12 protein-coding genes are annotated in these 14,760 nt (G+C 45.4%); 7 read left to right on the forward strand and 5 right to left on the reverse strand.

From position 1 onward, the window contains the following. Window positions 1-121: 121 nt before the first annotated feature. The 4 genes from AACR09_RS12585 to AACR09_RS12600 form a co-directional block, all read right to left on the reverse strand. The gene (locus AACR09_RS12585; protein WP_193835088.1) at window positions 122-2,476 is read right to left on the reverse strand and encodes a M4 family metallopeptidase; all 2,355 of its coding nucleotides are present in this window, start codon (window positions 2,474-2,476) and stop codon (window positions 122-124) included. A gap of 564 nt (window positions 2,477-3,040) precedes the next feature. After that, window positions 3,041-3,316, reverse strand: a complete 276-nt coding sequence (locus tag AACR09_RS12590) for a hypothetical protein (protein ID WP_004732471.1) — start codon at window positions 3,314-3,316, stop codon at window positions 3,041-3,043. Between the two features lie 135 nt (window positions 3,317-3,451). Then, complete coding sequence (locus AACR09_RS12595) at window positions 3,452-4,771, reverse strand: sensor histidine kinase (protein ID WP_193835089.1); 1,320 nt, start codon at window positions 4,769-4,771, stop codon at window positions 3,452-3,454. 36 nt (window positions 4,772-4,807) lie between these two features. Then, on the reverse strand, window positions 4,808-5,512 hold the full coding sequence (locus AACR09_RS12600; protein ID WP_026012327.1) for a response regulator: 705 nt from the start codon (window positions 5,510-5,512) through the stop codon (window positions 4,808-4,810). Between the two features lie 279 nt (window positions 5,513-5,791). Here AACR09_RS12600 and AACR09_RS12605 point away from each other — a divergent pair, with 279 nt between their 5' ends. Next, entirely contained in the window at window positions 5,792-6,889 is a 1,098-nt protein-coding gene (locus tag AACR09_RS12605; RefSeq protein WP_193835090.1) for an alpha/beta hydrolase, read from the forward strand. A 308-nt stretch (window positions 6,890-7,197) separates the two neighbouring features. Then, window positions 7,198-8,397 (forward strand): diaminopropionate ammonia-lyase, encoded by a 1,200-nt coding sequence (locus tag AACR09_RS12610; RefSeq protein ID WP_102447293.1) that lies wholly within the window; start codon window positions 7,198-7,200, stop codon window positions 8,395-8,397. Between the two features lie 170 nt (window positions 8,398-8,567). Here AACR09_RS12610 and AACR09_RS12615 read toward each other — a convergent pair whose 3' ends face one another. Further along, window positions 8,568-9,059 (reverse strand): Lrp/AsnC family transcriptional regulator, encoded by a 492-nt coding sequence (locus tag AACR09_RS12615; RefSeq protein WP_004732456.1) that lies wholly within the window; start codon window positions 9,057-9,059, stop codon window positions 8,568-8,570. A gap of 310 nt (window positions 9,060-9,369) precedes the next feature. On the opposite strand from AACR09_RS12615, the gene AACR09_RS12620 reads away from it, so the two are divergent. The 5 genes from AACR09_RS12620 (at window position 9,370) to AACR09_RS12640 (ending at window position 14,746) form a co-directional block, all read left to right on the forward strand. Further along, entirely contained in the window at window positions 9,370-10,164 is a 795-nt protein-coding gene (locus AACR09_RS12620; protein WP_102561797.1) for a maleate cis-trans isomerase family protein, read from the forward strand. A gap of 101 nt (window positions 10,165-10,265) precedes the next feature. After that, window positions 10,266-11,462, forward strand: a complete 1,197-nt coding sequence (locus AACR09_RS12625) for a M20 aminoacylase family protein (protein ID WP_193835091.1) — start codon at window positions 10,266-10,268, stop codon at window positions 11,460-11,462. A gap of 235 nt (window positions 11,463-11,697) precedes the next feature. Then, window positions 11,698-12,741 carry a TRAP transporter substrate-binding protein gene (locus AACR09_RS12630; RefSeq protein ID WP_004732448.1) on the forward strand — a complete coding sequence of 348 codons (1,044 nt, stop codon included), beginning with the start codon at window positions 11,698-11,700 and terminating at the stop codon, window positions 12,739-12,741. 122 nt (window positions 12,742-12,863) lie between these two features. Then, window positions 12,864-13,406, forward strand: coding sequence for a TRAP transporter small permease (locus AACR09_RS12635; protein ID WP_017078458.1), 543 nt, complete (start codon window positions 12,864-12,866; stop codon window positions 13,404-13,406). Then, a complete protein-coding gene (locus tag AACR09_RS12640; RefSeq protein WP_004732445.1) occupies window positions 13,403-14,746 on the forward strand; it encodes a TRAP transporter large permease in 1,344 nt (447 codons plus the stop codon). The genes AACR09_RS12635 and AACR09_RS12640 overlap by 4 nt, the downstream gene beginning before the upstream one ends. The last annotated feature ends 14 nt before the right edge of the window (window positions 14,747-14,760 follow it).

The following is a 14,760-nucleotide window of genomic DNA, read 5'->3' on the forward strand; positions in this document are numbered from 1 at the left end:
TATTGTTGTGTTGATTGGTGTGAATTTTGTGTAGTGCGTGGATGTTTTTGTGTAGATGTTTCATTTTCTAAACAGATAACCGCGAAAAGGGCCCCTTTCGGAGCCCTGAATTTACTATCGATTATTGTGTTTTAATGAAACGGTAGTGCTTGGTTTCTGAACAGATATCGCTTGAGGTACATACTTGGTACTCAACATCTACTGTGCCGTTGTGACGGAACTTGTCGACGTATGAGTTAAAGTCTGTAGCACCAACATTCTTGCCATTACGCTTAATCACGAAGTAGTCATTGGTGTCGTAATCCCATGCCAGCTTAACGCGCGCCTTACCGTTCGGGTTTTTGTTACCAAACTTCAGTTTTAATGGGAAGCCTTCCGCTGAGTCACCTTCAATCGTAATCGACTTGCTTGTTGATGTTGCAACGCCTGCATCGTCTGTCACGGTTAGAGTCACCACGTAGTCGCCAGCTTCAGCGTAGGTATAGCGAGTCACTTCACCTGTTTGTGTGTTGCCATTGCCTAGGTTCCATTGGTAAGAGACGATCTGACCATCGCTGTCCGAACTTGTGCTGCGCAGTTCTACTTCTTTGCCGACAATGGTGTGTTCGAAAGAAGAGACTGGCGGTACGTTAGCGTTGCCTGATTCGTATGATGCTTTCAGATTTGCACCTGCGTAATCTGAGTAACCCAGAATGTTCACCGTGTAGCGACCGGCTGTTGGGTTTTCAATCACACATACTTCATCGGTTACGCTTTCACTCTTACAGATATTCTCTTGAGAGCTTGGCGCATAATCTAGACCGACATACATATCTGGGTCACCAGTAGACACAGCAAGATCAATCGTTAGCTTGTCTTGGCCTTCTGGTACTTCGATATCGAAGTAAGTTTTTGAGCCGGTTTCACCAGCAACTGCAGCTTCAACACCGTTTTCAAGGCGTTGATATTCCGGTTCTGGCGGCAGTGGTGGCTCGGCACATGGGGTAACACCCACAAGAGCGAACGCAGAAACAACATCATCGGCATTGTAGCCAAGGTCGTTTGCTGAGTTCTTCACGCCACAAGCACCCTGCCAGAAGTCACTGTTTTCTGACCAGTAGATTTGGTTGGATAACACGAAAAGCTCGAACGCTTTTTTAGTATCCCAACCTTGTGTGGTTGCAAGATGGTAGAAGGCCTTGTTGAACACGCCCGAACTGTAGTGGACATTCAAGCCATCGTAGTACTCGGATGCGTTGTTGATTGAAGAACCATCTCGTGATGGATCGTCCATGTAACGCAGAGCGCCGTCGCCTTTAAAGATATTACGGCCGACCATCCAGTCGTTGGTGCCTTTCATGTAGTATTCTGCCGCTTCACCTGCCATATCAGAGAAAGCTTCGTTCATACCACCGGATTGGTTTGCGTAAACCAAACCTGAGTTTTGCTCAGTGAAACCGTGGCTCACTTCGTGTGCTGACACATCTAGGCTAACAAGTGGATAGAAGAAGCTTTCACCATCGCCAAAGGTCATTGCCTTGCCATCCCAGAATGCGTTCTCGTAGTTATTTCCGTAGTGAACACGCATCATGAGTTTGAAAGAGAGTGGCGCAGTGTCGAACCAGTTCTTATACATGTCGAATACGATGTTACCGAAGTAGTGCGCATCGTTGAGTGGTGAGAATGCGCCGTTGACTTCTTTGTACTCGTTACGAGGACATTCGTAGCTGTAAGTGGTGTCGCCGTCTGTCGCACCATTTAGGTCAACGGTAACGACATTTTCAGACTCCATCACACACTCTGTGCCATTTTCTACCACATCAAGGTAGTGGTAGTCGGTGCCGTATTCGTACATGCCTGTTTTTTCGTTACCACCGGGGCCTGTACCAATTTGTGCGTGAGCAATACCTTCCCAACGGTCGATAACTTCGCCGGTGTGCGCGTCTAGCATGGTGAATGGTCGAGTCGGCTGTTCGCTGCCTTCAACGAGATAAGAGATAACGTAGACTAGGCGTGTTTTGTCATGTCCTTGTTTTCCTGAACCTTGATAAATAAACAGTTCATGTTGGACGTTGTCTAAAGATTTGCTGGTTAAGCCCTGAACTTTGAGATCTTTACTCGCAAGCTCAACTGCTTGAGCGCTGTTGAGCGATGGTTTAACAAAAGATCGCTCTAGGGTCGTCGTTTTAAGGTAGTTGCCTTGAACAGACTTAAGTGCGCCACCTTGTACACTTTGGGTGGCATTTAGGTAATGTCCCCATACTGGCGTTCCCCAGATGTTTTGTTGGATCTTAACTTTGTAGATGCCACGCTTTTTGAGGTTAACTTCCTTTACCATCTTAAAGCTAGAGGCGTTACTGACACCTAACTGAGAGTTCAACCCAGAAAAGCTAGTAAAGTTGATCGGTTGATCGATGTTAACGGATTCACTTGCATGTACTGATAAAGACATAGCACTCGCTATAGCAACGGCAACTAAACGCTTTTTCATTTTCATTGTTATTTTCTCTTTCCATGTAAAATCCATGAAAACGTAACAAAATTATCACAACGAATTTACATCATTCGATCTGATTAATTAGTAGCATGGCAATGATCTCTTTTATTCATGAAACTTATATTTCTCGTATTTACAGATAGTTATCGTTTCTGTTTATTTTTGAACGCACCCATAGGTTTTATTTATAAAATCGTGACACTTTTATTAAGTGTTAATTTCTCTTGGAAATTAAGATTTTCGAGTAAATTGATCTGTGCCTCAATTAACGGATTGTGGGTTGATAGAAGGATCAACGATTTGGAAGCGTCATTTTGAGCGAAAGACTATTAAGCGAGTTTAAAGGCAATTTTGATAAGAAATTGACGATTTTAGGGCTTATTTTCTGAATTGTTAGTTACAAGAGAGTTAGCCAAATGGGGCTTTATTTGGCACAGAGCACAAAAACGGCTGGATGAAAAAAGCCAGCGACGGGTCACTGGCTTAGATTAACTTAGTTTGTGCAGGTTACTGATTAAAGGTACGTAACTAATACACTTAGCTATGGTTTGCGACTAAAGCGAATTACTGCTTTTTACCGCCAACTTGAACATATTCAATACCAATAATACGGTTGATAACACCCAAAACAGAGGTCGTATCAGAATTTGTTGATGTAACGGTATCGACGGTTGCGCCTTCAGGAACCAATTCCATTGCACGATCTTGAGTGTTGCCCGGAACTTGGAAGCCTACAATGTTGAAGCTCTCAGCGTGCGCTGTGTAAACTTCTTCATTGTGGTTAATACCTGAACAACCTGCTAGAGAAACAATGCCTAAAACAACTAATAACTTTTTCATAAAAATACCTTAAGAATGATTGGAACCGAGATGGCAAGCCACAAAAGCAGTGTCGTGATTATCTAGATTCAATAAGTTCATGGGAGACAGCATCTCCCGACCGATGTTGAACATTATTCCAGAGGTGTTTTGTAGTTACTGTATGGGTTTGTCAGTTGAATCATTACACAGCTGAATGGTAATGGTGAATACCGCACCCTTTAAGGCTTGGCTCTGACCTACCTCCACGGTTGCGTTGTGTTGAGCACAGATCTTCTCGACGATAGAAAGCCCTAAACCATGGCCGCTTTTGGCTTTGTTACGCGCTTTGTCGCCAACGTAAAAGGGTTCGAACAGGCGAGCTTGATGTTCTTTAGCCACACCATCACCATCATCGTGTACCGCGATTTGTAGCTGATCTTGATGCACGGTCGCTGCAATCGACACTTGTGAGCGTGCGAATTTCATTGCGTTACGCACTAGGTTATCTAGTGCTCGGTTAAGTAGCGTTTCATCCGCTATTATTGAGCTAGGTTGCTCTGGTAGCGATAGGTCGATGTTGAGCTGAGTGTCTTTGTTCCAACGCGCCATTGCGTGGTCGAGAAAATCTCGAATCTCTAATGGTTTTTGTAAGTTTTCTAGGTCAGTGCTATCGAGTTTGGCGTAATACAATAGCTCATCAACCATTTTTTCCATTTCTTCTGTGTCTTCGACAATACTCTCAATCGTTCTCTCTTGATCTTCGTTTAGCTGGGTGTCTTTGAGCATTTCAGCTTGCCATTGAATACGGAATATTGGCGTGCGCAGTTCATGGGCGACGGCATTAGTGAGTGAGCGATTACTCTCAATCAAGCGGTGAATTCGGTCGGCCATTAGGTTGAAGGATTTGTTCAGTGACCCAATCGCAATGCCGCTTGAAGTCTCGGCTCGCGAGGAGAGATCCCCTTCAGCAAAACGCAGAGTGGCAGATTCAAGCTTTTTAACTCGGCGGAAGATTATTAACAGGTGGCATAAGCCGTACAAGATAAAGCTTGCTAAAAAGAACAACCAAATGAGGTCATCCTCTAGCTCTATCTTTTGCCTAACGAACGCTTCACTGTTGGGTAGGTAGTGATAGGTATCGCCACTGCTGGCTAATCGAAACCATAGGTCACGTTCATCATCGTGAAAGATAAAGGTATTTGGGTTGGTACTGAAAAATTCTGAAACTGGGCCTGGTATTTCATCGTCTGGGCTGAACGTGACCAGTTTATTTCGTGTGGTTTCTACAAACTGGTTTATCGCTTGATGAGCGGCTTCAAGACCTTGATTCTTAGCGATGTTTTCTATCAGTTGCTGGTGGGCCGTCGCTTCGTAATCTTGCAGTACATATTCGTAGTCGGTGTTGAGCTGATAGACACAGATCTCGTAGGCGACAAGGCCGGTCATAAAGCAAACTAATAGCCCTAACAAGGACTCCAAATAGATACGTCGCATAATTGATCTCTTTCATTACGCTCGTATTGAGCGAGGTTAGTGCCAGGCGGTTGAAACAAACAAATAGCCTTTACCGCGAATGGTCTGAATTTTCTCTGCTGGTGCGTGATCGTCGCCAAGAATCTTTCTTAGGCGCACCACTTTGTTATCAATGGTTCGATCAATCCCGTCGTACTCAATCCCGCGCAGTGTTTGCGTCAAATAGTCACGTGATAATGGCGTATCAGGGTTACTCGCTAATAACCAAAGTAGGTCAAATTCACTGTCAGTGAGTGATAAAACGGCACCTGAAAGTTCACACTTCTTATAGGTGTTTTTCAGAACCAGTTGATCGAACTGAAGGTTGTCTGAGTCATCGACTGAAGTGGTATTAGCGTCTTGACGGCGTAATAACGAGCGAACTCTGGCCAGCAGAACTCTTGGTTTGATTGGCTTGGTGACATAGTCATCAGCCCCTGTCTCTAAACCAGCGACGTGATCAAAGTCGTCATCGCTAGCGGTGAGCATCAAGATTTTACCTTTATAGTGTGTACGCGTCTGTCGGCAGATTGTCAGTCCATCGGTTACAGGGAGCATTAAATCCAACAACACGATGTCAGGTTGTTCGGCAAGGATCGTTTTCGCAGCATCACTACCGTCATCTAGCGTGGTGACATCAAAATCCTGCGTGACAAAGTAGTCCTGCAGCATTTTCTGAAGTTTTAAATCGTCTTCCACGATGATCATTTTAGGTTTTGTCATTCCATTATCAGCCTTGTCGTGCGTTTCAATCATTGAGATTACGTGAGGGAGCCTTATCTAGTGGTTAGCTATTGTGGCATCTCCAATTTGCATGCTTTACGTAAAATACCTGACATGAATGATTAAACACTTTCCACGCCAGTTCAATGATGATTTTACATTAATGGGAGAATAAAAAACAATGTTCAAAAAGCCAATACATACTCTTACATTCGCACGACAGATAGATTAACTATTTATCAATAGAATTACCCCATCAAACATTTGGGGAATAATTGTATGAACGACTATCGAAATGCATTACTGGCATTACCTTTGGTTCTATTAGCGGGCTGTAATTCAAGCTCTAACTCAAGCAAAGCGGCGACTAAAGCGCAAGTCAAACCTAAGGCCGATTACGTGTTTTCATCAGCTAAGCTTGGCGAGTTGTATCAAGAGCGACAAGAGGTCCAAGAGTCAATGGAGCTGACTTACGATGGTGTGCAGTATGAAACTATTCTGTTTGCGGAAGACATTAGTGATAAGCAAAAAGTGGTTAGACTTGCGGATAGTTTAGGTCAAAGCGTTGACCTGTATTTTCCTGATGCAGGGTTTGATAGCTGTGGTATCTACACAGAGAGCAAGGGTTTGGACGTGTTTGATTGCAGCTCCGCGTTACGCTCTATTTCTAATGAGACCACGTTAATCCAAACAACAGCGAACAGTGCAAAAGCCGTTAAGCTTGAATACCACAATGAGTTGTCGCAATACATGACTAGTCTTGGTTCGACGATTTTGAGCAACACTAAAAGTGGGAACAAGGTAACGATAACCACCTCGTTTGCCTTCAACGCTTTTTACCGAGATGTGCTTAAAGAGACTGGCGCTGTTGAGCGCATTAATTCGACTCTGGGTGCATCAACCTATTCTCAGCTTTTTGATATCGTAAAGTTATACCGAGGCAGTGAGATGACATTGAAGTTCACTAACCACATCGGTGGCAGTGCCGACGACGATATCAATATGTACACCGGGCGCATGATTAAGAACAACAAGATGACGACAATCGTGACCCCAACGGGTTCGGTGTTCTCGGGTGGTACGGATCTATTTGCTGCTGGTAATCCACGTATCTTACAGCGCTCTAACACCAAGCAGGCCATTGAATTAAACAAACAAATCGGCGTGCACAGTTGGGGGACGGGCGATAAGACAGCAAAAGATTTCCCGTATACTGAGGAGAGCCACCGTAAGCAAGCGACGTATTTTAAGAAGGTGATGGGAGATACAGGGATTGATTTTTACATCTTCACTTTAGACTCTGCGCCATCTGATGGTGAACACTGGGTGACTAAGACCGATTCAGATAAATACGGCTTCATCACTCGCATTGAGTAGCTTAAGCTCGGATTAAAATTAGAAACGACTTGAAAGGGTTGGTGATGACGTTGTTGTCACCAACCCTTTGAGCATCTGTTGTTTAGTGTACTGGCATATTGAGTCGTCGAGTACCGATGTTCGTTGGTGAATAAATTCTTCATTTAACACTCATGTAACAATTAATTCCCGCAGATCGTGTGATAAGAATGTGTAATCACGGCACTTTTTTGTCGATAGAATTTATTATCCGCAGCCTTACTGGTCGATAGGTTTCTATAATCTAACGATGTAAGGAGCATGTGAATGACTAATAAGGACGATCATTTATGCAGTTACTGGCAGGCACTCTGACACACTATGCTAACCCTCAAGCACGCCCTGAATTGGAATACTCGAGTGAGCAGCGTGACATTTTAAGTGTCGCGAACTCTCAACAGGCGATTAAAGATATCTCTCAATGGCCAGGCTACTCTGTTACTCCTCTACACGAGCTGAATGCAATCTCTGCTGAGATCGGTGTAAACAAGTTTTGGTACAAAGATGAATCGCAGCGTTTTGGCCTGAAGAGTTTTAAAGCTCTGGGCGGCGCTTATGCCGTTGCTCGTCAGCTTCAGATTGAAATCGCCAATCGCTATGGGAAGAATCCGACCATCAGTGAGCTGCTCAACGGGGAATGGAAATCAGAAGTTGCTGAAATCGTTGTCAGCTGTGCAACTGACGGAAACCATGGTCGCTCCGTCGCATGGGGCGCACAAATGTTTGGTTGTGGTTGTGTTATCTACATTCACCGTGACGTCTCGGAAGGCCGTAAGCAAGCGATGGAAGCGTTCGGTGCAGAAGTGGTACGCATTACTGGTAACTACGATGAATCCGTTCGTTTGGCCGACTCAGAAGCTAAAGCGCAAAATCGCGTGATTGTTTCGGACACCTCTTACGAAGGCTACATGGAAATCCCTAAAGACGTTGCTTTAGGTTACACCGTGATGTTGGCAGAAATTGTTGAGCAATTGGATGGCGAGATTCCAACCCATGTCTTTGTGCAAGGGGGGGTGGGTGGTTTGGCATCCGCTGTCTGTGGTTACTTCTGGGATTTGTGGGGCGTCGATCGTCCACGTTTTGTAATCGTAGAACCTGAGCAGGCTAACTGCTTACAGAAGAGTGCTCAAGCGGGTAAACCTATCGTGGTTACGGGCGACTTAGAGACGCTGATGGCTGGTTTGGCATGTGGTGAGGTTTCAAGCTTGGCGTGGACGATTCTACAAAATGGTGCTGATGACTTTATGACGTTGAGCGAAGAAGCTATTCCGCAAGCGATGCGCATGTTGGCAAGTGGCGAAAAAGCGGAAGTAGCGATAGAGGGCGGGGAATCTGCAGTCCCAGGTTTTGCCGCAGCGATCATCGCCAAGCAAGATCCGAACTTCGCTGAAAAATTGAATTTGACTCAAGGCAGTCGAGTGTTGGTTATTGGTACTGAAGGGGCAACCGACCCCGATCTCTACCAACAGATCATCGACAATAAAATCTAATAGCGAAAAGTACATAGCTAGCAGTTAGCAGTTAATCGCTAATCGCGAACAACGAATAATAAAGTAAGCCCCAAGGTTGGCGGTATGTAAGGTTTCTTCATACCGTCTTTTTTTCCTCTCTTTTTTGACTTCATTTCACGACACGCCTTGCTTTCTAATTGCACTGGTCATCAATCGCGCTGCTCATCAATTGGAATCGTCAGCCCCACCTTGACGTTATCCATCACCACATTGGTTTGAAAGCTCTTGATATTGGCATTGTCGAAGAAGGCTTCACGAGTAAAGTTGTCGTAACCCTCCATATCCGCTGCCGTAACAATCATGATGAAATCTGAACTACCGGTCACGTAATAGCATTGCTGTACTGAGCGGTTCGAACTCATCTCTTTTTTGAAATTGTGCATTAAATCCACACGCTCACGCTCTAGCGTTACCTGAACGATAAACGTCATTCCATGGCCGACTGCTTTTGGGTTGATAACAGAGACATCAGCTTGAATGACACCTTGCGCTCTCATGCGTTTTAAACGGCGCTGAACAGCAGCAGGAGAGAGCCCGACCTTTTCTGCAATCTTGTCAGAGGTAGCTCTGTTTGAGTCTTGTACGATGTTGAGGATCTTCTTGTCGAAACTGTCGACCACCAATGCAGGTTGCTGTGTCATACCCATACTTCCCAATATCTGTTTGTAAATTAATTGTTTCTTTTGAACCAGTGTGTGATCGAGTTAAAGGTATTTAGCCTTAACATTTAGACCTCAATGAACGAGAACAAAAAACCACTATAACGCAGAAAAAATGCGGAATTTCTGCACAACAAGGTAATCATTTAATGATAATCCTTAAAGTTATCGGTGCATTATTAATCTTGTGAACGAAATGTAAAGATCAAATCGACAGAGTTTGAGAATTATATGAAACATGTTGTTAACATCCTTTGGGCGATGTTAACTCTCGCTCAAGGAGTTGGAAAGTATGAAATCTGCAACCGCTACTTTACAGTTTGAATTAGAAAAATTGGCACCAGCAGGACGCGTCGGTGTGATTGCGTTGGCGACAGATTTCAATATTGAGCGTGATTTAAACGCGTTGTATCCAAACGATGTGCAATCGTTCACCAGCCGCCTGAGAAACTACAACCCGTTGACGATAGAGAACCTGCGTAAGATGGAACCGGGAATCGCCGATTGTGCCGATACCATCCTACCGGGCACCGAATTGGATGTGGTGATTTACGCTTGCACCTCCGGCACCATTGCGATTGGCAGCGAGCGCATTACGCAGCTCATTCATCAGTCTCGCCCAAACGCTGCGGTAACGAATCCGGTAACCGCTGCCTTAGCGGCTTTCGACAGCTTTAAAGCGAAGCGCATCTCGGTATTAACGCCTTATACCGAAGCCGTAAATAAAGATGTCGCGGCATTTTTTGAGTCGCAAGGCATTGAAGTGTTGAGCATCGCAGGCTTTGGTTTTGAAGATGACACCGCAATGACGTTCATTTCTCCAATGGACATCAAACAAGCCGCACTACAAGTCTGTGACCCTGACGCTGACCTTCTGTTTATCTCTTGCACTGCGTTGCGAGCAGCATCCGTTGTTGAATCCATTGAAGCGGAATTAGATAAGCCCGTTGTCAGTAGCAATCAGGTGTTGGCTTGGCACTCGCTTCAGTTGATGAACTACCCCATACCCATTAAAGGGTTTGGTGCGCTGCTAGAGCACCATCTCCAACCATCCTCAGATAATTGCCGAAGGTCGCAGTCGTTGTAACGACCTTTGATTAAAGCTGCTCGCTTTGCGTTTAACTTCAGCAGCCAAGCTAACTCTACATTTAACGTTAATACAAAGAATTACACTTTGGGATCACTACTATGCCGTCTACTTTCTCGATCAAACCAGACCAACTGTCTTCGCAGCTTATTCAAAGCATGACGGAGTGGCGTCAACACTTACACCGTTTCCCTGAGTGTGGCTTTGACGTCAATCTCACCTCTGATTTCATCGCCAGTAAGCTTGAGAGCTTTGGCATCGAAGTGGTGCGTAACATCGGTAAGACAGGATTGGTAGGGATACTTCGTTCTGGATCAAGTGAGGCGAGCATCGGTCTTAGAGCTGATATGGATGCGCTACACATTCACGAACAAAACAACTTCGCATACTGCTCACAACACGATGGAAAGATGCACGCTTGTGGTCACGATGGACACTCCGCAATGTTGCTCGGCGCTGCAAGCTATTTGGCCGAGAACCTAACCTTCGATGGTACGGTATATTTCATTTTTCAACCCGATGAAGAGCACGGATGTGGCGCGCAAGCGATGATTGATGATGGCTTGTTTGAACGATTTTCGATTGATGAAGTGTATGGCGTGCATAACTTTCCCGGCTTAGCGGAAGGTGAGTTGATGGTTCGCCCCGGCTCATTAATGGCCAGTGAGAGTAGCTTTGAGATCACCATCAATGGTGTGGGTGGACATGCTGCTCTGCCGCATCAAGGGGTCGATCCTCTCGTTGTTGGCTCGCAAGTCATTCTTGGTCTGCAAACCATCGTGTCTCGTAATTTGAGTGCGATTCACGACACGGCTGTAGTCTCTGCCACCGAATTTATTACCGATGGCACGGTTAACGTCATCCCAACTCAAGTGGTCATTAAAGGCGATTGTCGCTGCTTCACTGAATCTTCTCTCGATCGAATCAAGCAAAGCATGGAGCGAATTGTGGCGGGCATTTGTCAGGCAGCTGGCGCGACTTACGAATTCGAGTTTATCAATACCTTCTACCCAACCATCAACAGCGAGCAACAAACCCAATACTCGGTAGCTGCCGCGCAGAAGGTGCTTGGTGTAGAGAACGTTAATGAGGCCTGCGACCCACTAACAATTTCTGAAGATTTTTCAAGCATGTTGCGTGTTAAACCGGGCTGTTATGTGCTGTTGGGTAATGGCACGGAATCGGTCGGTGGTTGCGCATTGCATAACCCGAAATACGACTTTAATGACGGCATCTTAAATCTCGGTGCGAGTTACTGGATTCAGTTGGTGAACGATCGTTTAGCAAGGCCAATTTAGAAATTCTTATTTAGAAACAATGAATTAGAAGTAAATCAATGAGAAGTAACAACTCAATTAGAAGCAATAACTCAATTTGAAGTAACAAGTATAGAAACAGATTCAGCAGTGACGTATTTGGCACTGCAAGATGGCTGACTTTAAACGGAGTTTATTGTCGACACAGCCAAAACTGAAGCGCGTGAAGTGACCAAGGTCATCAGCGTGTAATTAGGATAATAAAAGGAAAGACAGGATGAAACGATTAGGCGTAGCACTGCTAAGTTTGAGCATGGTTTTTGGCGTTCATGCCGAAACATGGAAGTTTGCTTCAGAAGAGGACAAAACAGACGTTCAAGACATCTATGCGCAAAAATTTGCGGAAGTGATTAAGAAGGAATCTGATGGCGATATCCGTGTTCGCATCTATTACTACGGTCAACTGGGTACAGAAAACGACATCGTAGAACTGGCTGCTAAAGGTACGATTCAATTTGTGTCGGTAGGCGCGGGTCACTTAGGGTCTTATGTTCCTGAAGTACAAGCGGTGAGCTTACCGTATGTTCTGGGTACTAACGAAGCGATCACGCATAAGGTATTAACGGAAAGCCCAACTATCTACAACAAGCTGGCACCTAAGTTTGAGAGCGTAAATCTCAAGCTGTTGTCGATGATGTCTGAAGGTGAAATGGTGTGGGGTGGCAACAAACCTATCCGTACACCTGAAGATTTTGCGAACCAGAAAATCCGTACTTTCACTTCAACCATTCCTGTTGAAACCTACAAAGCGTTTGGTGCAACACCTACTCCTCTTTCTTGGGGTGAAGTGTACGGTTCACTGCAACTTAAGACCATCGATAGCATGGTTAACCCGATTTACTTCATCTACAACGCGAAGTGGCATGAGGTTCAAGACTACCTAATGTTCCCTGGTCAGCAACCTTATGTCAGCACGGTATCGACCAATAGCAAGTGGTACAACGGCCTGTCGAAAGAGAAGCAAGCGATGGTCGACAAAGCAATTACAGCGGCAGACCAAGCGGCTTACGACTATCAGGTACGCATCAACAAAGAGAACATGGACAAGATCTTAAAAGAGCGTCCAGACATGCAAGTGGTTGTGTTAACTGAAGAAGAGCGTGAACGCTTCAAGGTCCTCAGTCAAAAGCTGCACACGACTTACTATGACGTGGTAGCAAATGCCTACCCTGCCGGTGAGCAAAGTGAAGCGCGTGAGGGTGCGAAAACCATTCTCGAAGAAATCCTAGATGAAGTGAAGGCTGCTTCAGCGACGCAATAGAAAGCGTTGTCAGGATGAATGCTATCCGCTGTTTATTGGGGCAGCGGTTAGCTTATCCCCACCTTCTCCAAATTGTGGCAATGGACCCCTGTCACTGAACGAAGTATGGAGCACTGCCTGTTATGAAAGAACTGCTACATAAAATAAGCGTCGCGACAGAAAAGCTAGAACGCTTTTTGATCACAACCGCTATTCTCGCGATGATGATCAACTCCACCGCCAATGCGATTGGGCGATATGCCTTCAATAAAAGCCTGTTCTTCTCAGAAGAGCTTAATCAATTCCTTATTGTCTCAGTGACTTTTATTGGTTTCGCCTATGCCGTCCGCCAAGGTCGAAATATCCGCATGACTGCGGTCTACGATTCACTGAGTTTCAAAGCCCAGAAGGTGCTAACCACCGTGATTGCATTGTTGACTGGGATGTTGATGTTTTACCTCGCTTATCACGCCTTCCTGTATGTCCAAGAGTTGAAGTCAATCAACCGACTTAGCCCAGCGCTGCAGTTTCCGGTGTATTGGGTCTACTCCATTATTCCAATCGGCTTTGCTATCGCAGGGCTGCAATACAGCATGAGTTTTTTGATGAACTTGCTGCATAAAGAAATCTACGTGTCATTTGACGTGATCGAAAACAGAAACACAAAAATAGGTGAGTTCGAATGAGCGATGTTGCACAGTTTTTCTCGGACATTATTGCCGGCGAACTCGATATTTATGTCATCACTTTTACTTTGGTCTCTGTGATGGTGATTCTGCTCTTTTTGAGCTTCCCAATGATTGTACCGTTAGCGGTTGGGGCCTTAATTGGCTTGATTCATTTCTCTCAGGTTGAGCCGGGAGTGCTGATTCAGCAGATGGTGACAGGCATTTCGCCGAACGCCTTGATTGCGGTGCCGATGTTCATTTTGGCTGCCGATATTATGACACGCGGCCACACGGCCTATAACTTACTTGGTTTAATCCAAGCTTTTGTCGGACACTTGCGTGGCGGGTTGCCGATTACGACCTGTATTAGCTGTACCTTATTTGGATCGGTTTCTGGATCGACTCAGGCGACCGTGGTGTCGGTTGGCCAAATCATGCGTCCGAAGTTGCTGCAAGCAGGGTACAAAGACAGCTTTGTGATGGCGCTGATCATCAATGCCAGTGACATCGCGTTTCTTATTCCGCCAAGTATTGGTTTGATTCTTTACGGCACCTTAGCCAACGCCAGTGTGGGCGAATTGTTCATTGCTGGTATTGGCCCAGGTTTAGTGCTCGCGAGCTTGTTCTCGTTATACAGCTACGCCTACAGCGTGAAGCACAGCGACACCATCACTTTGGTTGAAAAAGCTAACACCGCAGAACGCATTGAAGCGATCAAGAAAGCGATTCTTCCTCTCGGTTTCCCTGCTTTGATTATCGGCGGTATCTACTCTGGGGTCGTGACGCCAACAGAAGCCGCTTCGTTTGCGGTGCTGTATGCGATCATTGTCGAGTGTATTTTCTATCGTAAGCTTGGCGTGAAAGACATCTGTGATGCGGCGTTGAATACCGGCTTGATCACCGCGGTTGTATTTGTGCTGGTGGGTGTTGGTCAGGCTTTTTCTTGGTACATCTCTTTCGAACAAATCCCTCAAGAACTGTTAGCACCTTTGGACTTAGAGAGTGCCTCTCCAGAGTACATATTGTTTGTCATCGCACTGACTTTCTTTGTCGGCTGTATGTTTGTGGATTCTTTGGTGGTTCTGCTTATCTTGACGCCGATTTTCATGCCGATTGTTGATGCCGCAGGTATCGATCCGATATTGGTGGGTGTGATGGTGACATTGCAAATGGCCATTGGCTCAGCGACGCCACCTTTTGGGTGCGACATCTTTACTGCTATCGCCATCTTTGAAAAGCCTTATATGGAAGTGATTCGCGGGACGCTGCCGTTCTTCCTGATCTTGGTGTTGATGTCTGCGTTGCTGATTTTCTTCCCAAGCATCGCTCTGTTGCCAAGAGACATCTTATTCAATTAACCCGTCGAGTTACC

This window comes from Vibrio sp. OPT20, assembly GCF_963889365.1.
In the GTDB taxonomy this organism is placed as follows: Bacteria; Pseudomonadota; Gammaproteobacteria; order Enterobacterales; family Vibrionaceae; genus Vibrio; species Vibrio splendidus.

What these genes read in the sequence shown, in the direction of transcription:
- AACR09_RS12585 (WP_193835088.1), bottom strand. Translation starts at nt 2,476, where the DNA reads ATGAAAATGAAAAAGCGTTTAGTTGCCGTTGCTATAGCGAGTGCTATG.
- AACR09_RS12590 (WP_004732471.1), bottom strand. Translation starts at nt 3,316, where the DNA reads ATGAAAAAGTTATTAGTTGTTTTAGGCATTGTTTCTCTAGCAGGTTGT.
- AACR09_RS12595 (WP_193835089.1), bottom strand. Translation starts at nt 4,771, where the DNA reads ATGCGACGTATCTATTTGGAGTCCTTGTTAGGGCTATTAGTTTGCTTT.
- AACR09_RS12600 (WP_026012327.1), bottom strand. Translation starts at nt 5,512, where the DNA reads ATGACAAAACCTAAAATGATCATCGTGGAAGACGATTTAAAACTTCAG.
- AACR09_RS12605 (WP_193835090.1), top strand. Translation starts at nt 5,792, where the DNA reads ATGAACGACTATCGAAATGCATTACTGGCATTACCTTTGGTTCTATTA.
- AACR09_RS12610 (WP_102447293.1), top strand. Translation starts at nt 7,198, where the DNA reads ATGCAGTTACTGGCAGGCACTCTGACACACTATGCTAACCCTCAAGCA.
- AACR09_RS12615 (WP_004732456.1), bottom strand. Translation starts at nt 9,059, where the DNA reads ATGACACAGCAACCTGCATTGGTGGTCGACAGTTTCGACAAGAAGATC.
- AACR09_RS12620 (WP_102561797.1), top strand. Translation starts at nt 9,370, where the DNA reads ATGAAATCTGCAACCGCTACTTTACAGTTTGAATTAGAAAAATTGGCA.
- AACR09_RS12625 (WP_193835091.1), top strand. Translation starts at nt 10,266, where the DNA reads ATGCCGTCTACTTTCTCGATCAAACCAGACCAACTGTCTTCGCAGCTT.
- AACR09_RS12630 (WP_004732448.1), top strand. Translation starts at nt 11,698, where the DNA reads ATGAAACGATTAGGCGTAGCACTGCTAAGTTTGAGCATGGTTTTTGGC.
- AACR09_RS12635 (WP_017078458.1), top strand. Translation starts at nt 12,864, where the DNA reads ATGAAAGAACTGCTACATAAAATAAGCGTCGCGACAGAAAAGCTAGAA.
- AACR09_RS12640 (WP_004732445.1), top strand. Translation starts at nt 13,403, where the DNA reads ATGAGCGATGTTGCACAGTTTTTCTCGGACATTATTGCCGGCGAACTC.